The sequence below is a fragment of the Nocardia barduliensis genome (assembly GCF_013315795.1).
In the GTDB taxonomy this organism is placed as follows: Bacteria; Actinomycetota; Actinomycetes; order Mycobacteriales; family Mycobacteriaceae; genus Nocardia; species Nocardia barduliensis.
The window spans coordinates 20,751-40,390 of the sequence record NZ_JABLTE010000025.1 but is presented as its reverse complement, the minus strand read 5'-3'; the positions used below and the strand labels follow the sequence as shown (position 1 = coordinate 40,390).

The window sequence follows — 19,640 nt, the reverse complement described above, 5'->3', positions numbered from 1 at the left end:
GGAGTTCTACCAGCTTCTGCCTGGTGAATCGGGGATTTCCGGGCGTCTCACTAGAATGGGGCGACCGTACTCGTCCGCTTCCGGGAGCCAGCCGTGACCATCCAGCCCGTTCGCCTGTTCGGCGATCCCATTCTGCGTGCCCGAGCCGCGGAGGTCACCGCGTTCGACCGCGATCTGCGGCAGCTGGTGACCGATCTGACCGAGACCATGCACGACGACGGCGGGGTCGGGATGGCCGCGCCGCAGATCGGGGTCGGACTGCGCGTGTTCGTCTACGACACCGGCGATGCCGCGGGGCATCTGGTGAACCCGCGGTGGGAGGTCGTCGGCGACGAGGAGCAGGTCGGTCCGGAAGGGTGCCTCTCCATTCCCGGAGTGCGCTACGACACGCGCCGGGCGTTGCGGGTACGCGCCTCGGGTGTGGACGCCGACGGCGCGCCGGTCTCGTTCGAGGCGGAGGGCCTGCTGGCGCGGTGCGTGCAGCACGAGACCGATCACCTCGACGGTGTGCTGTTCATCGATCGTCTGGACCCGGCCCAGCGCAAGGAGGCGATGCGGGTGATTCGCGAATCCGAGTGGTTCGCCGCGGGAACGACGGTGCGCCCGGCACGCTCGATGAGCGGCGCGGGCCGCCCCAACCCGTTCGGGGCCGGCCGCTGATGCGCGTCGTCTTCGCGGGGACCCCGGAACCGGCGGTTCCGTCGCTGCGGCGTTTGCTGGAATCGGCGCGGCACGACGTGATCGCCGTGGTGACCCGGCCGGACGCGGTAGCCGGGCGCGGCCGGAAAGTGACCAGGTCGCCGGTCGGTCAGCTGGCCGATGAACACGGCATCCCGGTGCTCACCCCGCGGCGGCCGTCGGAGCCGGAATTCGTCGCGCGGCTCACCGAGTTGGCGCCGGACTGCTGCCCCGTCGTCGCCTACGGCGCGCTGCTGCCCCAGCAACTGCTCGACATCCCGCGCTTCGGCTGGATCAACCTGCATTTCTCGCTGCTGCCCGCCTGGCGGGGCGCGGCGCCGGTGCAGGCGGCGATCGATGCGGGTGACGAGATCACCGGTGCCTCGACCTTCCAGATCGAGGCCGGGCTGGACACCGGCCCGGTTTTCGGCATGGTCACCGAGAAGATCGCGGTCACCGACACCGCGGGCACCCTTTTGCAGCGCTTGGCCGACAGCGGCTCCCGTCTGCTGGAAGCGACGCTCGACGGGGTGGAGGACGGGACGTTGCAGGCGGTCCCGCAGTCGACGGACGGCGTTTCCTATGCGCCCAAGGTCGGTGTCGAGGCCGGGCACGTGCGCTGGGATCAACCGGCGCTGGCCATCAGCAGGCGGATTCGCGCCGTCACCCCGGCTCCGGGAGCGTGGACGGAGGTCGGCGGCCTCCGGCTGAAACTGGGACCGGTCGAGCTGGTCGAGGACGAGTTGCCGGAGCGCGTGATCGAGGTCCGTAAGTCCGGCGTCTTCGTCGGCACCGCCACCACCGCCGTTCGGCTCGATCAGGTTCAGCCGCAGGGTAAGCGCATGATGCCCGCGCTCGACTGGGCCCGCGGCGCCCGCCTGCAGCCCGGCGCGGTGGTCGAATGACGCCGCGTGGCGATCGGCCCGGTGACGACGGCGCACGGGAGCGGCGGCGCGGAGAGCGCTCGTCCGCGCCGAATCGTTCCGGCGAGGCCGGCCGGGCTCGTGCGCAGGGCGGCCCCCGGCGGGACCGCGACGGTGCGGGGCGGCCACGGGCGTCCGATCAGCGGTCCGGCAGCGGCCGAGCCGAGCCGGGCGGCCGCGATCGTGACGAGCGGCGCGGGTCCACGGGCCAGCGGGCAGTGGGCCGAGCGAATACCGGCCCCAAAGCAGCTGCGCGGCAAGGGGTGAAAGCTGCCGGGCGACCTCAGCGGAAAGCGCCCGCCGATCCGCCGCGAGCGGTGGCCAGGGATGTGCTGCGTGCGGTCCGGGAGCGCGACGCCTACGCCAACCTCGTCCTGCCCGCGCTGCTGCGCGAGCGGGGTTTGTCGGGGCGCGACGCCGCACTGGCCACCGAACTCGCCTACGGCGCGTGCCGGTCGCTCGGCCTGCTCGACGCGGTGATCGCCGAAGGCGCGGGCCGGTCGATCGAGGAGATCGACGGTTCCCTGCTGGACGTGCTCCGGCTCGGCGTCTACCAGTTGCTGCGCACAAGGATCGGCGCGCACGCCGCCGTGGACACCTCCGTGGCGCTGGCACGCGCCGAAGCAGGCGCGGGCAAGGCCGGTTTCGTCAACGCCGTACTCCGGCGGGCGGGGGAGAAGACCCCTGAGCAGTGGGTCGAGGCGCTCGCACCCGCCGACCCGGTCGGGCGGCTGGCGTTCGAGTACGCGCATCCGGTGTGGATCGCGCAGGCGTTCGCCGACGCGCTGGGAGCGCGAGCGGCGGAGCTGGGCGCGGTGCTCGCCGCCGACGACGCGCGCCCGCTGGTGCACCTGGTGGCCCGTCCGGGCGACATCACGGCGGAGGAACTCGCGCTGGTGACCGGCGGCGAGGAAGGGCGCTGGTCGCCGTACGCGGTCTACCTCGACGGCGGCGACCCGGGCAAGCTCGAGCCGGTGCGCGAGGGCATGGCGGCCGTCCAGGACGAAGGCAGCCAGCTGGTGGCCCTGGCGCTGACCAGGGCCGAGCTCGACGGCCAGGACACCGGCCGCTGGCTCGATCTGTGCGCGGGACCGGGTGGCAAAGCCGCGCTGCTCGGGGCGATCGCCGCGATCGACGGCTTCCGGGTGGACGCGGTCGAGCCCGCCGCGCATCGCGCCGAACTGGTGCGCAAGGCCGTGCGCGACCTGCCGGTCGACGTCCACGTCGTCGACGGTCGCGCCAGCGGACTGACCCCGGGCTACGACCGCATCCTGGTGGACGCTCCGTGCACCGGGCTCGGCGCGCTGCGCCGCAGGCCCGAGGCGCGCTGGCGGCGCACCCCGGCCGACGTGCGTGACCTGGTGGTATTGCAGCGCGAATTGCTCACCGCAGCATGGGATCTGCTGCGCCCGGGTGGGGTCGTGGTGTACTCGACCTGCTCACCACACCTGCCGGAGACCGTGTCGATCGTCGCCGACGCCACGCGCCGCCTGGGCGCCGAGCAACTCGACACGCGCGAGCTGCTACCCGGTGTCACCGACGTCGGTGACGGACCCGGGGCGCAGCTGTGGCCGCACCGGCACGGCACCGACGCCATGTTCCTGGCCGCGTTGCGCAAGCCGCGCTGAGCGCGATTCCATTCGTCCAAGCCGGACGCGCCGTCCTGCCGCACACTCGGCCCATGACGATGACCTGGCAGGACGTGGTGGCGATGGCGACCGAACTCCCGGAGGTGCAGGAAGCCACCTGGTGGCGCAGCCCGGCGCTGAAGGTCGGCGGGAAGGGATTCGCCCGGCTGCGCAGCGAGGCCGAGGGTGGTCTCGCCCTGGCTTGTGACCTCGCCGAGAAGGAGGCGCTGCTGGCTTCCGGCGACGCGGCCTTCTACACCACGCCGCATTACGACGGCTACGCCTACATCCTGATCGACCTGGATCGCGTCGCGCCCGACCACCTGCGCGAACTGCTGGACGACGCGTGGTGGCTCACCGCTCCGGCGAAGGTGCGCGCGCTGCGCGAACGCGGCGCCCGCTGAGCCCGCTCATTCCCGGCTGGACTGTTCGCGCAGCCGAGCGAGGGTTTTCGCGAGGATGCGCGAGACGTGCATCTGCGAGATGCCCATCTGCTGCGCGATCTGGGTCTGGGTCATCGATTCGAAGAACCGCATGGTGAGGATGCGTCGTTCCCGCTCGGGCAACCCGTCCAGTAGCGGCCGGATCGCGACGTACTCCTCGACGCGGTCGAACTGGGACTCCTCCTCGCCGAGGGTGTCCAGCAGCGAGGCGTCGGTGTCCCGGCCGAGCGTGGCCGCGTCGATCGAGCTCGGCTGGTAGGCGTTGCCCGCGATGACCGCCTGGGTCACCTCGTCCGGATCGACGTCCAGCTCCGCGGCGATCTCCTTCGCCGTCGGCGAGCGGCCGAGGGTCTGGGAGAGGCTATCGATCGCCGCCCCGATGCGTAGGTGAGTCTCCTTGACCCGGCGCGGCACCCGCATCGCCCACGTGTTGTCGCGGAAGTACCTGCGGACCTCGCCCATGATCGTCGGCACTGCGAACGACAGGAAGTTCGAGCCGCGCTCGACGTCGAACCGATCCACCGCGTGCACCAGGCCGACCCGCGCCACCTGGGTGAGGTCGTCGAACGGCTCACCGCGTCCGCTGAACTTGCGCGCGATGTGATCGGCGAGCGGAATGCAGCGACTGATCAACTCGGCTCGCAGCGCGGTGTGCCGCGCCGTCCCTGCCTCGCTGCCCGCCAGTTGCTCGAAGAGCAGTCCGACGTCGTCGTACCCGGGGACCGCACCGGCCGCTTCCAGGGTTTCGCTGTCGTCGGCGGCATCCTCAGCGGTCAAAGTGTCGGAGTCCTCGTCGCGCTGTGCGTCGAACACGGTGTCCTCGTCCGCCACTACGCCTTCCCCCGGACCCGACGGAACTGGACCGTCGTCGGATATCCGGAGACTGTCGCATCGAACGAATCCTGTGTCGCGTCCACCGCGTCGGTGAGCGTGCGCAGCACGTGCCAGCCGAAGCTGCGCTGGTCGGGCAGCCCCGGCTTCTCGGCGATGCCCTCGACCCGGACGAGCAGTTCGGTGTCACCGACGGTGAACCGGCAGTTCAGGCTCGTATCCGGGGCGGCGACCGCGATCAGCGTCGAGCAGACCTCGTCGACGGCCAGCCGGATGTCGGCCACCTCGTCCAGCGTGAATTCGCTGAGTAGGACGAGAGTTTCGGCGAGCCCACGCACGATGGGCAGTTGAGTCACCGATGCCGCCACCCGAATCTCCACCGGGGTGCTGTAGAGCCCCTGTTCCGCCGATATATTGATCACCCTATGCAGGCTACCCACTCCTGCTCTGGACAACCCTCGGTACCGTTAGACTCCGGCGTTGTGTCCAACCCGACTTACCCGCGTCCGGCCGCTCCGATGATCGCTCCGTCCATCCTCTCCGCCGACTTCGCGCACCTCGCGCGGGAGGCAGGCGCCGTAGCAGGCGCGGACTGGCTGCACGTGGACGTGATGGACGCGCACTTCGTGCCGAATCTCACGATCGGGCTTCCCGTGGTCGAAAGTTTGCTGAAGGCGACCGAGATCCCGCTGGACTGCCATCTGATGATCGAGGATCCCGGCCGCTGGGCGCCGCCGTACGCCGAGGCGGGCGCGCACAATGTGACCTTCCACGCGGAGGCGACGGACGATCCGATCGCGGTCGCGCGCGATATCCGCGCCGCGGGCGCTAAGGCGGGGCTCTCGGTGAAGCCGGGCACGCCGATCGAGCCGTACCTGGAGATCCTGCGCGAATTCGACACGCTGCTGGTGATGAGCGTGGAACCGGGTTTCGGCGGGCAGTCGTTCATCCCCGAGGTGCTGGCGAAGGCGCGCGTCGTGCGGAACCTGGTCGACTCCGGTGAACTGCGGCTGCTGGTCGAGATCGACGGCGGCATCAATGCCGACACCATCGAGGCGGCCGCGGAGGCCGGCGTGGACTGCTTCGTCGCCGGTTCCGCGGTCTACAGCACCGCCGATCCGGGGGCCACCGTGGAGAAGTTGCGCAGGCAGGCGGCCTCGGCGTGGGTGCACTGAAAAGCGCTATCGGGCCGGGGTTCTGCGCGCGGCGACCGCGCGGATCGTCTCCAGCACGGCGCTGAGCGGCGGGCGGCGGGCACCGGACTCCGGCGACCTGATCCAGATGCGGTATCCGGTGCGCTCGTCCTCCGGGGAAGGCAGCACCACTTGACTGCCCGGGCAGGCCACCGCCGCGTACAGCCGGAACAACTCGGCCGAGACCGCCGGGCTGAACGCGTCGGGTCCGGCCGGGCCGGTGAGGAAGGTCCAGTGCCTGGCCCGCGGGTGGTCGACGACCGGTCCGGCTTTTCCGTCCTGGACCAGTCGCCGCAGCACCCGCTCGCCGAGTTCGGCGGGCATGGTGACCGCGCCGTAGTCGACGCCGATGTGCAGGAGAATGCGGTGCGAACCGGGATCCATCGATGCGGGCAGCTGGAATTCGCGGCGATAACGCAGGCAGCGAACTTCCGGCGTCGAATCGAGAAAAGTGGTCACACCGCGCCTCCAACTGTGTCCGACCAGATTTGTCCCACTGTCGTCTCCGGCTTTCTCGAGTAGTGAAGTCGTGTGGCGGGCGGTACGGGCGAACGCCGTGCGTCCCAGGTAGAGCGGCACATCGAACTACTTGTTCGGAATAGTTGAACACGAGAAGGCAGCCGCATAACGATATCGCTTTCCGTGTCGTGGATGCGCGGAAACTGCGTTATAATCGTGTTTCTTTCGGGTATCGACAAAGAATCGGGACCACTCGGGGTAATTAATTCGCGTGGTATGCCGAAAGTCCTCGAACGAATGCCCGGCCCCGTATCGCCGCGGAAACGCGGCATGTTCGGGCATACTTCGTTCCACTTTCGATGGGACCGGCCGGTTCCGGCCGGTCCCGGCCGCCCAGCGGTTTGCTTACGACCCCGTCGCGAAGCCGTTCCGCGTGGATCGGGAACGCCGCTATCTCCTACGACCGGGCGTCGTTAGGCTGAGGGCGCGGGAATAGCGGCCGGGCCTCGCGCTGTTCCGGAACTCGAAGACAACGACGCGACAGGGAGTCGAAGCACATGTTCACAGGCATCGTCGAGGAGCTCGGCGAGATCGTCGCCAGCGAGCGGCTGACCGACGCCGCGCGGTTGACGATCAAGGGCAAGCTGGTGACCTCCGATGCCGGACACGGTGATTCGATCGCCGTGAACGGGGTGTGCCTGACCGTCGTGGACGTGGTCGGCGGCGACTCGTTCACCGTCGACGTCATGGCCGAGACGCTCAACCGCTCCGGCATCGGCAAGCTGGACGTCGGTTCGAAGGTGAATCTGGAGCGTGCCGCGGCGCTGAACAGCAGGCTCGGCGGCCACCTGGTTCAGGGCCACGTCGACGGCACCGGCACCGTCCTCTCGCGCACCCCCTCGGAGAACTGGGACGTGGTCCGGATCTCGCTGCCGGAGAACATCGCCCGGTACGTCGTGGAGAAGGGTTCGATCACCGTCGACGGCATCTCGCTCACCGTCTCCGGACTCGGCGTCTCCGACGAGCCCGCCGAGACCGGCAGCCGCGACTGGTTCGAGGTCTCCCTCATCCCCACCACCCTCTCGCTGACCAACCTCGGTTTCGCCACCGTCGGCACCACCGTCAACCTGGAAGTCGACGTGATCGCCAAGTACGTCGAACGCCTCCAGCAGCGCGGCTAGCCGTGACCGCCCCGCCCGTCCGCGCCCACGCCGGACGAGGGTGCGCGCCGGGGAAGCGCGTGCGAAGCCGTCTCGAGCTTGCGCTCGGAGCGGTCGGGCGTCGGCGGACACGCCGCCTCGCGCTGACCGCCGCAGGCGGCCCACCGGCGCGCGCGGCATTTCCGCACGAGCCGAAACCGGGAAAGCGATCACGATGACCCAGCTCGCCTCGCCCCACGGCCGAACCCGCTTCGTTCCGGTCCATGAGCGCACCGAGACAGAGCATCCGTCGTGGCAATCATTTCGGATGCCGTCGTGTTCGCCACGCGGCCGAAGCCACTCCCGATCGCTCGCCCCCATGCCGACAAAAGCGGCGAACCCCAAGGTCCGGTGCTCACCATCACACGCGCTCAGACGAACCTCACTCCGCCTTTCGAGCGGAGCGAGACCGAGCATGCGCCGTTCGCGGCCCGGCTCGCGTCCGAGCGGCCGCCGCGTCCGCGACGAAGTCGCCAGCGGCGGCCGCTCGGACGCGAGCCACAAAGGGGCCGCGAACACCCAGCGCCGCAGGCGCTGGGAAAACCAACACAGCCGCGAACACGCAGCGCCGCAGGCGCTGCAAATCGAACACAGTACTGTGGTGAGGCACCTATTTCGAGATGGAGCACAGCAGACGTGACCAGGTTCGACAGCATCGAGCGCGCAGTCGCCGATATCGCCGCCGGTAAGGCGGTCGTCGTCGTCGACGACGAGGACCGCGAGAACGAGGGCGACCTCATCTTCGCGGCGGAGAAGGCCACCCCGGAGCTGGTCGCTTTCATGATCCGCTATACCTCCGGTTACATCTGTGTGCCGCTCACGGGTGACGATTGCGACCGGCTCGGCCTGCCGCCGATGTACGCGATGAACCAGGACAAGCACGGCACCGCGTACACCGTCTCGGTGGACGCGCGCGAGGGCGTCACGACCGGTATCTCCGGCGCCGACCGCGCCACCACCATGCGGCTGCTGGCCGACGCCGACGCCAAGGCCGACGATTTCACCCGTCCCGGCCACGTAGTGCCGTTGCGCGCCAAGGACGGTGGCGTGCTGCGTCGCCCCGGCCACACCGAGGCGGCGGTGGATCTGGCCCGGATGGCCGGGTTGCGGCCCGCGGGCGTGATCTGCGAGATCGTCAGCCAGAAGGACGAGGGCCATATGGCCCGCACCGAGGAGTTGCGCGTCTTCGCCGACGAGCACGAGCTCGCGCTGATCTCGATCGCGGACATGATCGCGTGGCGGCGCAGGCACGAGAAGCATGTGGTGCGCGTCGCCGAGGCCCGCATCCCCACCGCGCACGGCGAGTTCATGGCCGTCGGCTATCAGAGCATCTATGACGAGGTGGAGCATGTCGCGCTGGTGCGCGGCGACATCAGTGACGGCGAGGACGTGCTGGTGCGCGTGCACTCGGAGTGCCTGACCGGCGACGTGTTCGGGTCGCTGCGCTGCGACTGCGGTCCGCAGCTTGACGCGGCGCTGGAGATGGTGGCGGCCGAGGGGCGCGGCGTGGTGCTGTACATGCGCGGTCACGAGGGGCGCGGCATCGGCCTGATGCACAAGCTGCAGGCCTACCAGCTGCAGGATTCCGGCCACGACACGGTGGACGCGAATCTGGAGCTCGGTCTGCCCGCCGATGCGCGCGATTACGGCACCGGCGCGCAGATTCTGGTGGATCTGGGTCTGCGGTCGATGCGGTTGCTCACGAACAACCCGGCCAAGCGGGTCGGCTTGGACGGCTACGGATTGCGGATCACCGAGCGGGTGCCGATGCCGTTGCGGGCGAACGCGGAGAACCTGCGTTACCTGCGCACCAAGCGGGACCGGATGGGGCACGACCTGATCGGGCTCGACGAGCTCGATCTGGGCGAGACGGCGCACTGAACTGCGAGCGAACCGGAAAGGCGGATATCGATGAGCGGTACCGGGGTACCGACTTTCGCGCTGGCCGACGCCAAGGACCTCTCCTTGGGCATCGTCGCCTCGCGCTGGCACACCCAGATCTGCGACACCCTGGTGGCGAACGCCGAGCGGGTGGCCAAGGAGGCGGGCGTCCAGCAGATCACCGTGGTGCGCTGCGCCGGTGCCATGGAGCTGCCGGTGGTGGCTCAGGAGCTGGCCAAGTCGCACGACGCGGTGGTGGCGCTCGGCGTGGTGATCCGCGGTGACACGCCGCACTTCGAGTACGTGTGCGACGCGGTGACCGCGGGGCTCACCCGGGTCTCGCTGGACGAGGGCACGCCGGTCGCGAACGGTGTGCTCACGACCAATACCGAGCGGCAGGCGCTGGATCGGGCGGGGCTGCCGGAATCACCCGAGAACAAGGGCGAGCAGGCGGCCGCCGCGGCGTTGGACGCCGCGCTGACGCTGCGGGCCCTGCGGCAGTCCGCGTAGCGATGCCGGTCGTCCGTATCTTCCGCAGGAACGTGGGATCGGCCGCGACGGCAGGCGACGCCTCCGAGTGGGAGTTCGAAGTGCGGCCCCGGCGCGCGGTGCGGACGGCCTGGATCGTGGCGGTGCTGGTCGCGGCCACGTTCACCGTCGGCGGTATCTGGTTGCGCAGCGGGTCGACCGGCGTCAATTTCCGGGTGGTCGATCAGATCGCGATGATCGGGATCGGCGTGCTCGGCGCGGCGGCGGTGCTGCTGCTGACCAGGCCGCGGGTGCGGGCCGGTGCGCGGGGCGTGTCGGTGCGGAACATCCTGGGCGACAACGATTTTCCGTGGGACTACATCCGGGGCGTGTCGTTTCCGGACCGAAAGTCGTGGGCGCGTTTGGAACTGGCCGACGACGACTACGTCCCGCTGCTGGCGATCCGCTCCAACGACAAGGAGCACGCGGCGCGGGCGATGACCCGGCTGCGCGAACTCGGCGCGAAGTACTCCGGGAGCGAGTGAGCGGGCCGAGCCGTTCGCCCCCGGACAGTTCGCTGCGCACCGGTGCGAAGGTCGGTCTAGCCTGGCCGATATGGAGCCAGGTGCGTTCGTCCTCGCGGCGGCTTTCGCCGACGATCCGCTGATGACCTACTTCTGGCCGGACGCGTCGCGGCGGCGAAAAGCGTTGCCGCTGTTCTGGTATTCACGCATCGCCGCGCGCCGGAAGAACGGGCTGGTCGATTCGGTGCACGACGCGCAGGGCGATCTCGCTTGCGTGGCGCTGTGGGAGCCCGCGAACGCGATATCGCCGATGGCCAAGCCGCTGACCTTGCTGCGCGCACTGGGGCCGGGCGCGGCGCGGGCACTGGCGGCCGGGCGGCAGATGGAGCACGCGCGCCCGGCGACGCCGCACTTGTACCTGGCCGCCATCGGGACGTTGCCAGGCGCGCAAGGGCGCGGGCTGGCGACCACGCTGCTCGAGCGGCGTCTCTCGGCGGCCGAGCAGGACTGCTTCCTGATCTCGAACACCAGCGGCACCGTGCCCTTCTACCGCCGGTTCGGCTTCGAGCCGCAGGGCGAGCTGGCGATCGGCCGGGGGCCGGTGGTGTATCCGATGCGACGAACGACCTGACGGTCCCTATCGCCGAGTACACCGATTCGCGACGGTGAACGGACCGGCGCGATCGAGCCCGCTGCTACGGGCCGGTCAGTGGGCGTCGCCGAGGACCGCGCCTTCGCGCCGTGGGTCCGCGCCGCCGATCCAGCCGTCCGTGCCGGTGCGTTTCAGGGCGCTGAGGCCGCTGACCTGAGGGGCGACCGAGACCTGATGGCCGAGCTGACGTAGCCGGAGCACGAGCGGGTCGTGGTCGCCGTTGTCGGCGGCGTCGATCGCGGGGTGCTCACCGCCGATGCCGGTGGACGGGCTGTTTCCGGCCCCGAACGCGACCGCGGAGACCGCTTGCTGCGGGTCCAGCCCCCAATCGAACATGTTGACCAGCGTTTTCACCACGAACTGGATGATCACCGATCCGCCGGGCGAACCCGCGACGTGGGTGAGTTCGCCACGCGACCCGTCGGGGGCCTTGCCGAACACCAGCGTCGGGCTCATCGAACTACGCGGGCGCTTCCCGGGCTGGATGCGGTTGGCCATCGGCACGCCGTCGGCGCCCAGCGGGTCGGCGTTGAAGTCGGTGAGCTGGTTGTTCAGCACGAATCCGTCGACCAGGTGGAACGAGCCGAACGCCGACTCGACGGTGGTGGTCATCGCCGCGGCGTTGCCGTAACGGTCGACCACCGAGATGTGGCTGGTGCCGTGCTCGGGCGGCTGCGGGCCGACGCCCAGCGGCACGGGACCGAAGTCGCCCGGTTGGGCGGTGCCCATGCTGCGGTTGGGATCGATCAGCCCGGCGCGCTGCCGCAGGTAATCCCGATTCAGCAGGGTCTGCGCCGAATTGCCCGGCAGCGGGACGAAATCCGGGTCGGCCACGTACTTGTTGCGGTCGGCGTAAGCGAGGCGTTCGGCCTCCGAGATGAGGTGCACGGCCTGGGGGTCGGGCTTGCCCCCGTTGCGGTCGATGTCGTCGGGCCGCATGGTGGCCAGGTCGAAGTTCTCCAGGATGCCCAGGGTGGCGGCGACGGTGATGCCGCCGGACGAGGGGTTGGGCATGCCGCAGATCTCGTGCTCCCGGTAGCCCGTGCACAAGGCGGTGCGCTTCTTCGCCTGATAGCCGGCCAGGTCCTCGGTCGTGATCAGGCCCGGGGTGCGCCCGCCGGAGGACCGGCCCGCCGCCGCGACGATGTCCCGGGCGATGGCGCCGGTGTAGAAGGCCTGGGCGCCCTCCGTGGCTATGGCGCTCAGCGTCTTGGCCATGGCGGGGTTGGTGAGTACGGTCTCGGCGGCCTTCGGTTTGCCGTCCGGCTCGAGGAAATACGCCTTGGCGTCCTCGTCGGCCGCGAGCTCCGCGGCCGACTCCGCGATCTGGCCCGCGAGGCGGGGGCTGATCGGGAAGCCCTGATCGGCCAGGCCGATGGCGGGGTCGAACAGCTCGCGCCACGCGGTCTTGCCGTGGTCGCGATGTGCCAGTTCGAGCATCCGCAGCACGCCGGGTACGCCGATGGAGCGGCCGCTGGCCCGCGTGTTCGGCTTGGGCTCGGTGCGGTCGGTGTCGCTGACCCAGCGCAGGTAGTTCTCGGTGGCGGCCGCGGGGGCCACCTCGCGGCCGTCGTAGGCGTCGACGGTCGCGGTGTTCGCGTCGTAGTAGAGCAGGAACGCGCCGCCGCCGATACCGGACGCCTGGGGTTCCACCAGACCGAGCACCGTTTGCGCCGCGATCAGCGCGTCCGCCGCGGTGCCGCCGTCGCGCAGGACCTCGCAGGCGGCCTTGGTCGACACCGGGTTGGCCGTCGACACCGCGAAGGTGTGCGTGCGCACCGGCGTCATGTTCGAGCGATAGCCGGTGGCTATCTCCGGATTGGTGCTGAGATCCTTGCTGCCGCTGCCCGCCGGGCTCGTCGCGGCGGCGACCGGGGTGCCGTTCGGAACCGTCTCGCAGACGCCACCCGCCCGGCTTTCACCGGATGAACAGGCGGTGGCCGTCCCGACGGTGAGTGCGAACGCCGCCACGGCGGCGGCCCAACTTCCTCGCTTGCGCCCCATGCCCGGACTCTAACCTCCGGTACCGACAGCCGCGCCGGTTTCCTTCCCACCCGCGAAATCGACCTGGCCGCAGCGTGTGTCGAGCCGAGGGTGACTGCGGTCGTCCCGCGCTCGGCGGTGGCGGCGGGCGGTCCGTCGGTAGGCTGGCCGGGTGGCGATCGAGGCGGTGCTGTTCGACTTCTCCGGCACCCTGTTCCGGCTGGAGGACGACGAATCCTGGTACGCGGATCTGACCTGGCCGGACGGGCGGGCGTTCGACGTGAGCGAGAAGGCCGAGATCATGCGGCGGATGACGGCGCCGGTCGACCACATCGCCGAATTCGACGCCGAGACGCAGTACGCCTGGGACCATCGCGACCTGGACCCGGCGTTGCACCGCAAGGTGATGATGCACGTGCTGCGCAGCTCGGGCGTGCCCACCGACGAGGATGCCGAGCGGCTGTACGCCCGCCTGCTCGACCCGCTGGAGTGGACGCCGTACCCCGACAGTGCGGTGGTCCTGAACCAGCTGGCGGCGCAGGGTGTTCCGGTCGCGGTGGTGAGCAACATCCCGTTCGACATCCGTCCGTCGTTCGCGGCGCGCGGCTGGGATCGGCTGGTCGGCGCGTTCACCTTCTCCTACGAGGTCGGCGCCATGAAACCCGATCCGGAGATCTTCCACTCCGCTCTCGGCGAACTGGGCGTGCCCGCCGAGGCGGCGCTGATGATCGGCGACAGCGCCGAGGCCGACGGCGGCGCCGAGGCGCTGGGCAGCCGATTCGCGCTGGTGGAGGCCCGGCCCACCGCCGAGCGTCCGGACGCGCTGCTGACCGCCCTGCGGCGGCACGGTCTGATGGAGTAGTTCCCTCGGCCGGTCGAGCCGCGTGGCGCGCACCTCGTCGCAACCTCTGGTTCATTTGCCGAACTCCGGCTTGTGCGCGCGGTCACCGTGTTACGGTGCGATTTCGGCGTATTCGCAGGGTGCGCCGAAAGGTTCGGTACCAACGGGGGTACGGCTGTGAGCTTGGCGTTCTCCGGTGAGGAGCCCTCCATCGGCGTGGAAACCACCATGCCGGAAGCGGTTAGGGACGTGCGAGGAGCCGTCGCCGGGATGGCGGGTTTCGGACTCGCCTATCCCGTGCTGATGAACTTGACCCGGGGTGGCGACGCGGCCGCCACGGCATCCACGCAGTTCTGCGTGGCCTGGGCGCTGGGTCTGCTCGTGCTCGGATTCACCGAGGGAGCGCCCGCGGTGCGCAGGCTGACACTCACGCTGGCCGTCTTGCAGGCGTTCCTCGGATGCTGGGCGATCCGGGACCTGGCGACCGTCCCGCCCGTCGTCGGCGTCGTCGCGGCGGCCTATTCGCTCGCCACCTCGGGCGCTGTCGTGCACCTGCTGTGCCGCCAGGAAGCCAAGGCGTGGTTCGGCGTCCGCGCACTCTGAGCCGTCCCGGGCGTCGCGGTGGCCGGGCCGCCGGGCGCGGTCGACAGGCGGCCGACCCTCCGCTCGGCGGGGGCGTGGGCTGCGGACGAATCGTGTCCGACCGCGCCGATAGGCTGGATGGGTGGCAGATCCAGCGACGTACCGGCCCGCGCCGGGCACGATTCCCGTCGAACCCGGTGTCTACAAGTTCCGGGACGCCCATCGACAGGTGATCTACGTCGGCAAGGCCAAGAGCCTGCGCAGCAGACTGAACTCCTACTTCGCCGACGTCGCGAACCTGCATCCGCGGACGCGGCAGATGGTCACCACGGCCGTGAGCGTCGAGTGGACGGTCGTCTCCACCGAGGTGGAGGCGCTGCAGCTGGAATACAACTGGATCAAGGAATTCGATCCGCGCTTCAATGTCCGCTACCGCGACGACAAGTCCTACCCCGTGCTCGCGGTCACCCTGAACGAGGAGTACCCGCGGCTGTTCGTCTACCGTGGCGCGCGCCGCAAGGGCGTCCGCTATTTCGGTCCGTTCGCGCACGCCTGGGCCATCCGCGAGACGCTCGATCTGCTGCTGCGCGTGTTTCCCGCGCGCACCTGCTCCAACGGAGTCTTCCAGCGGCATCGCCAGATCGGACGCCCCTGCCTGCTCGGCTATATCGACAAATGCTCGGCGCCGTGCGTCGGGCGGGTCAGCGCCGCCGAGCACCGCGCGATCGTCGAGGACTTCTGCGACTTCCTCGCGGGCCGCACCGACCGCCTGGTCCGGGAGCTCGAGCGCCGCATGCACCAGGCCGCCGAGGACTTGGACTTCGAGGTCGCCGCCCGGCTGCGCGACGACGTCCAAGCGCTGCGCCGCGCCCTGGAGAAGCAGGCGGTGGTGCTCGGCACCGGCACCGACGCCGACGTGATCGCCTTCGCCACCGACGAGCTGGAGGTGGCGGTGCAGGTCTTCCACGTGCGCGACGGCCGGGTGCGCGGCCAGCGCGGCTGGGTGGTCGACAAATCGGGTGACGCGGTCGACGTCCCGGAGGCGGGCGGTGAGCTCGCCGCGCTGGTCGAGCAGTTCCTCACCCAGTTCTACGGCGAGCAGGTCGCGGTGGCCGAGCAGGCGGCAGGCGAGCAGCCCGCCGCCGTGGTGCCGCGCGAGGTGCTCGTGCCCGAACTGCCCGCCGACCTCGATCAGGTTCAGCACTGGCTGTCGGATCTGCGCGGCTCGGCGGTGAAGCTGCGGGTGCCCCAGCGCGGGGACAAGAAGGCGCTCGCCGAGACCGTGCAGCGCAACGCGATGGAGGCGCTGGCCCAGCACAAGCTCAAGCGGGCGGGGGACCTGACCTCGAGATCGCAAGCGCTGCAGGAGATCCAGGACGCGCTCGACCTGGACACCGCGCCGCTGCGCATCGAGTGCGTGGACGTCAGCCACGTGCAGGGCACCGACGTGGTCGCCTCGCTGGTGGTCTTCGAGGACGGCCTGGCCCGCAAGGCCGATTACCGGCACTACACGATCAAGGAGGCGGCCGGCGAGGGCCGCTCCGACGATGTCGGCAGCATCGCCGAGGTGACCCGCCGCCGGTTCCTCAAACTGCGCCGCGAGCGCGACCTGATGGAACACGAAGACCTCGCCGCCTCGGGACCCGACGACGACGCGCTCGACCTGACCTCCCGTCCGGGCATCGATCCCCGCACCGGACGCCCGCGCAAGTTCTCCTACCCGCCCAATCTCTACGTCGTCGACGGCGGCGCGCCCCAGGTCGCGGCGGCCGCCGAGGTGCTCGACGAGCTGGGCATCACCGATGTCGCGGTGATCGGCCTGGCCAAACGGCTGGAGGAGGTGTGGGTGCCGGGCGAGAGCGACCCGGTGATCCTGCCGCGCACCAGCGAGGCGCTGTATCTGCTGCAGCGGGTCCGCGACGAGGCGCACCGCTTCGCCATCACCTTCCATCGCAGCAAACGCTCGCGCCGGATGACCGCCTCGGCGCTGGACGCGGTGCCGGGTCTCGGCGCGGCGCGCCGGACCGCGCTGGTCACGCATTTCGGGTCGGTGGCGAAGCTGAAGCAGGCCACGGTCGAGGAGATCACCGAGGTGCCCGGCATCGGGATGGCGACCGCGAAAGCGGTCCTTGCGGCCCTCGAGTCCGAATAGACAGTCGACAGTGCACCGGAAGTTTCGGTTTCGCGTACGTTGTGTGTCTGTGCCCGATACCGAAACCGGTGCGCGATGATCGGAAGGCACCCCCAGAGACGGATCCGGTAGGACATGACACGCGTCGAATCGAACAGCAGTGCGGGCAGCCCGCAGGCGAGTGCGGGACGAATGGTTTCGTCCGGCGTCGTCGGCGGAGCGAACCCGCAGGTCGAGGTGGTGATCGTGACCGGGCTCTCGGGCGCGGGCCGCGGCACCGCCGCCCGGGTGCTCGAGGACCTCGGGTGGTACGTGGCCGACAACCTGCCGCCCGAGCTGTTCGAGCGGATGGTCGAACTCGGCGCGTCCGCCAAGCCGCCGATCCGCCGTCTCGCGCTGGTCATGGACGTGCGCAGCCGCTTCTTCACCGGTGACCTCTCGGCGGTCACCGAGCAGTTGCGGACCCGCGGCGTGCGTACCAGGGTCCTGTTCCTGGAGGCCTCCGACGACGTGCTGATCCGCCGCTTCGGCTTCGCGCGGCGCAGGCATCCGCTGCAGAGCGAGAGCAAGGACGGCACGCTCTCGGCCGGCATCGCCGCCGAGCGGGTGCGGCTGTCGGCCGTGAAGGCTGCCGCGGACCTGGTGATCGACACCACCGAACTGTCCATCCATCAGTTGCACCGCAAGATGGAGGAGGCGTACGGCGGCGGCGCCCCCACCGCGTTGCAGCTCACCGTGCAGTCCTTCGGCTTCAAGTACGGGGTTCCGCTGGACGCGGACATGGTGTTGGATGTGCGTTTTCTACCCAATCCGCATTGGATACCGGAGTTGCGGGAACACACCGGTCAGGAGGCGGTGGTCAGCGAGTACGTGTTGTCGCGTCCCGGCGCGGACGACTACCTGCGTACCTGCCACCACCTGGTCGAGCTGACCACGAACGGTTACCGCCAAGAGGGGAAGCGATACATGACGGTCGCAGTGGGCTGCACCGGAGGCAAGCACCGGAGCGTCGCGATTGCCGAGGCACTGGGCGAGTTGATGAGCGAGGTCACCGGCAAGCCGGAGGAGTCCGCCGACGTGGTCCGCGTCGTGCATCGAGACCTGGGGCGCGAATGACCGGCTGGGAATCCAATCCCAGCATCGTCGCGCTGGGTGGCGGACACGGGCTGTACGCGACGCTGACCGCGGTGCGGCGGTTGACCAGGAAGATCTGCGCGGTGGTCACCGTCGCCGACGACGGCGGCTCATCGGGCCGGTTGCGCGCCGAGCTGGGGGTGTTGCCACCGGGGGATCTCCGGATGGCGCTGGCCGCCCTGGCCGCGGACGCCGACGGCGTGTGGACGCAGACCGTCCAGCATCGATTCGGCGGCACCGGCGCGCTGGCCGGGCACTCCGTGGGCAACCTGATCCTGGCCGGGCTCACCGAGGTGCTCGGCGACCCGGTCGCCGCGCTCGACGAAGTCGCCCGCATGTTGCGCATCACCGGACGAGTCCTGCCCATGTCGCCCATCGCGCTCGACATCGAGGCGGATGTGTCCGGGCTGGAGGCGGATCCACGGGTGAGCCGCTGCATTCGCGGCCAAGTTGCCATCGCGACGACGCCCGGTAAGGTGCGGCGAGTGCGGCTGATTCCGTCCGATCCACCGGCCAGCCCGGAGGCCACCTCGGCGATCGAACACGCGGACGTCGTGGTGCTCGGCCCGGGATCGTGGTTCACCAGCGTGATTCCGCACGTCCTCGTCCCGGAGCTACGCGAAGCCCTGGTCTACACCAGGGCGCGCAAAGTCCTCGTGCTCAATCTCGCCGCCGAGCCGGGGGAGACCGCGGGTTTCTCCGCCGAGCGGCATTTGCATGTACTGTCCCAGCACGCACCGGAATTCGTCGTGGACGAGGTGCTGGTCGATTCCGGCTCGGTGCCGGAGGGCCGCGAGCGGGAACATGTGGCCAGGGCTGCCGAACAGTTGCGGGCACGAGTAACCTTCTCCGATGTCGCCGAAGCGGGAACGGACCGGCATCACCCCGGAAAGCTTGCCGCCGCACTGGATCAACTGATCCGGCAACCTCGGCCGCAAATGGCAGGGCTTCGAGTCGAGGGACGGCACATGGGTCAGGATGTGCGTTCCGGGTTGGGTGGAAAGGAGCGCGTCCCGTGGCGATGACAGCCGATGTGAAAGACGAGCTGAGCAGGCTCACGGTGTCGCAGGTGAGTTCCCGCAAGGCGGAACTGTCCGCACTGCTGCGTTTCGCGGGCGGCCTGCACATCGTCGGCGGCCGGGTGATCGTCGAGGCCGAGGTGGACATGGGTTCCATCGCGCGCCGGCTGCGCCGGGAGATCTTCGAGCTCTACGGTTACGGCTCCGACGTGCACGTCCTCGGCGCGGGGGGACTGCGCAAGACCTCCCGGTACGTGGTGCGCGTCTCCAAGGAGGGCGAGGCGCTGGCCCGGCAGACCGGTCTGCTCGACGTGCGCGGTCGTCCGGTGCGCGGCCTGCCCGCCCAGGTGGTCGGCGGCAGCATCGCCGACGCCGAAGCCGCTTGGCGCGGCGCGTTTCTCGCGCACGGCTCGCTCACCGAGCCAGGCCGCTCCTCGGCGCTCGAGGTCAGCTGCCCCGGCCCCGAGGCGGCGTTGGCGCTGGTCGGCGCGGCCCGGCGGCTCGGCATCACGGCCAAGGCCCGCGAGGTGCGCGGCACCGACCGCGTGGTGGTCCGCGACGGCGAGGCCATCGGCGCGCTGCTGACCAGGATGGGCGCGCACGGCACCCGGATGGTCTGGGAGGAACGCAGGCTGCGCCGTGAGGTGCGCGCGACCGCGAATCGGCTGGCCAACTTCGACGACGCCAATCTGCGCCGCTCGGCGCGGGCCGCGGTCGCCGCGGCGGCCCGGGTGGAACGCGCGCTGGAGATCCTCAGCGACGACGTCCCCGACCATCTCGCCGCCGCGGGAAGGCTGCGGGTGCAGCACCGGCAGGCGTCGCTGGAGGAACTCGGCCAGCTCGCCGACCCCCCGATGACGAAAGACGCTGTCGCGGGCCGCATCCGGCGGCTGCTGTCGATGGCCGACCGGCGCGCCAAGGAACTGGGCGTCCCGGACACCGAATCGGCCGTGACGGCCGAGCTGCTCGACGAAGCCTGAGCCGCGCTTTCCCCCGCGATCCCCACGACGTCGCCCGTCGCGGGGATCGCGGCGTTCCGACTGCGGAAACCGTGTTGGTCGGGCGTCTGAC

Annotated in this window: 20 protein-coding genes; 16 read left to right on the top strand and 4 right to left on the bottom strand. The window is 70.1% G+C overall.

What is annotated here, in order from left to right:
- Positions 1–93 precede the first annotated feature (93 nt).
- The 4 genes from def (at position 94) to HOV91_RS13400 (ending at position 3,633) form a co-directional block, all read left to right on the top strand.
- Entirely contained in the window at positions 94–660 is a 567-nt protein-coding gene (gene def, locus HOV91_RS13415; RefSeq protein ID WP_174185708.1) for a peptide deformylase, read from the top strand.
- Entirely contained in the window at positions 660–1,583 is a 924-nt protein-coding gene (gene fmt, locus HOV91_RS13410) for a methionyl-tRNA formyltransferase (protein ID WP_174185707.1), read from the top strand. Before def ends, fmt begins: the two co-directional genes overlap by 1 nt.
- Before the next feature lie 236 nt (positions 1,584–1,819).
- Positions 1,820–3,229, top strand: coding sequence for an RsmB/NOP family class I SAM-dependent RNA methyltransferase (locus HOV91_RS13405; protein ID WP_438822657.1), 1,410 nt, complete (start codon positions 1,820–1,822; stop codon positions 3,227–3,229).
- 53 nt (positions 3,230–3,282) lie between these two features.
- Entirely contained in the window at positions 3,283–3,633 is a 351-nt protein-coding gene (locus HOV91_RS13400; RefSeq protein WP_174185705.1) for an MmcQ/YjbR family DNA-binding protein, read from the top strand.
- Between the two features lie 6 nt (positions 3,634–3,639).
- Here HOV91_RS13400 and HOV91_RS13395 read toward each other — a convergent pair whose 3' ends face one another.
- Together HOV91_RS13395 and HOV91_RS13390 are read right to left on the bottom strand one after the other, a co-directional pair.
- Positions 3,640–4,503, bottom strand: a complete 864-nt coding sequence (locus tag HOV91_RS13395) for an RNA polymerase sigma factor SigF (RefSeq protein WP_280494920.1) — start codon at positions 4,501–4,503, stop codon at positions 3,640–3,642.
- A complete protein-coding gene (locus HOV91_RS13390; protein WP_174185704.1) occupies positions 4,503–4,925 on the bottom strand; it encodes an ATP-binding protein in 423 nt (140 codons plus the stop codon). The genes HOV91_RS13395 and HOV91_RS13390 overlap by 1 nt, the downstream gene beginning before the upstream one ends.
- A gap of 96 nt (positions 4,926–5,021) precedes the next feature.
- Here HOV91_RS13390 and rpe point away from each other — a divergent pair, with 96 nt between their 5' ends.
- Positions 5,022–5,678, top strand: coding sequence for a ribulose-phosphate 3-epimerase (gene rpe / locus HOV91_RS13385; RefSeq protein ID WP_174185741.1), 657 nt, complete (start codon positions 5,022–5,024; stop codon positions 5,676–5,678).
- A 6-nt stretch (positions 5,679–5,684) separates the two neighbouring features.
- On the opposite strand, the gene HOV91_RS13380 is transcribed toward rpe, so the two are convergent.
- Complete coding sequence (locus HOV91_RS13380) at positions 5,685–6,155, bottom strand: hypothetical protein (RefSeq protein WP_174185703.1); 471 nt, start codon at positions 6,153–6,155, stop codon at positions 5,685–5,687.
- Between the two features lie 557 nt (positions 6,156–6,712).
- Between HOV91_RS13380 and HOV91_RS13375 the strand changes: the two genes are divergently transcribed.
- From HOV91_RS13375 to HOV91_RS13355, 5 genes are all read left to right on the top strand, one after another.
- Complete coding sequence (locus tag HOV91_RS13375; protein WP_174185702.1) at positions 6,713–7,336, top strand: riboflavin synthase; 624 nt, start codon at positions 6,713–6,715, stop codon at positions 7,334–7,336.
- 654 nt (positions 7,337–7,990) lie between these two features.
- Positions 7,991–9,235, top strand: coding sequence for a bifunctional 3,4-dihydroxy-2-butanone-4-phosphate synthase/GTP cyclohydrolase II (locus HOV91_RS13370; protein WP_063017728.1), 1,245 nt, complete (start codon positions 7,991–7,993; stop codon positions 9,233–9,235).
- Between the two features lie 30 nt (positions 9,236–9,265).
- Positions 9,266–9,745, top strand: a complete 480-nt coding sequence (ribH, locus tag HOV91_RS13365; protein WP_174185701.1) for a 6,7-dimethyl-8-ribityllumazine synthase — start codon at positions 9,266–9,268, stop codon at positions 9,743–9,745.
- Between the two features lie 2 nt (positions 9,746–9,747).
- Positions 9,748–10,248, top strand: coding sequence for a PH domain-containing protein (locus tag HOV91_RS13360; RefSeq protein WP_174185700.1), 501 nt, complete (start codon positions 9,748–9,750; stop codon positions 10,246–10,248).
- Between the two features lie 70 nt (positions 10,249–10,318).
- Positions 10,319–10,858, top strand: coding sequence for a GNAT family N-acetyltransferase (locus tag HOV91_RS13355; protein ID WP_174185699.1), 540 nt, complete (start codon positions 10,319–10,321; stop codon positions 10,856–10,858).
- Between the two features lie 75 nt (positions 10,859–10,933).
- Here the strand turns inward: HOV91_RS13355 and HOV91_RS13350 are convergent, their stop codons facing one another.
- Positions 10,934–12,883: a gamma-glutamyltransferase family protein gene (locus tag HOV91_RS13350; protein WP_174185698.1), complete on the bottom strand. Its 1,950-nt coding sequence runs from the start codon at positions 12,881–12,883 to the stop codon at positions 10,934–10,936.
- Between the two features lie 151 nt (positions 12,884–13,034).
- Between HOV91_RS13350 and HOV91_RS13345 the strand changes: the two genes are divergently transcribed.
- The 6 genes from HOV91_RS13345 (at position 13,035) to whiA (ending at position 19,549) form a co-directional block, all read left to right on the top strand.
- Positions 13,035–13,724 carry an HAD family hydrolase gene (locus HOV91_RS13345; RefSeq protein ID WP_174185697.1) on the top strand — a complete coding sequence of 230 codons (690 nt, stop codon included), beginning with the start codon at positions 13,035–13,037 and terminating at the stop codon, positions 13,722–13,724.
- Positions 13,725–13,880: 156 nt separating this feature from the next.
- Positions 13,881–14,306: a hypothetical protein gene (locus tag HOV91_RS13340; RefSeq protein ID WP_174185696.1), complete on the top strand. Its 426-nt coding sequence runs from the start codon at positions 13,881–13,883 to the stop codon at positions 14,304–14,306.
- A gap of 121 nt (positions 14,307–14,427) precedes the next feature.
- Positions 14,428–16,437, top strand: a complete 2,010-nt coding sequence (uvrC, locus tag HOV91_RS13335) for an excinuclease ABC subunit UvrC (protein WP_174185695.1) — start codon at positions 14,428–14,430, stop codon at positions 16,435–16,437.
- A 114-nt stretch (positions 16,438–16,551) separates the two neighbouring features.
- Entirely contained in the window at positions 16,552–17,532 is a 981-nt protein-coding gene (rapZ, locus tag HOV91_RS13330; protein WP_174185694.1) for an RNase adapter RapZ, read from the top strand.
- Positions 17,529–18,575, top strand: a complete 1,047-nt coding sequence (locus tag HOV91_RS13325; protein WP_043693713.1) for a gluconeogenesis factor YvcK family protein — start codon at positions 17,529–17,531, stop codon at positions 18,573–18,575. The genes rapZ and HOV91_RS13325 overlap by 4 nt, the downstream gene beginning before the upstream one ends.
- Complete coding sequence (whiA, locus tag HOV91_RS13320; protein WP_043693711.1) at positions 18,566–19,549, top strand: DNA-binding protein WhiA; 984 nt, start codon at positions 18,566–18,568, stop codon at positions 19,547–19,549. Before HOV91_RS13325 ends, whiA begins: the two co-directional genes overlap by 10 nt.
- Positions 19,550–19,640: the final 91 nt, after the last annotated feature.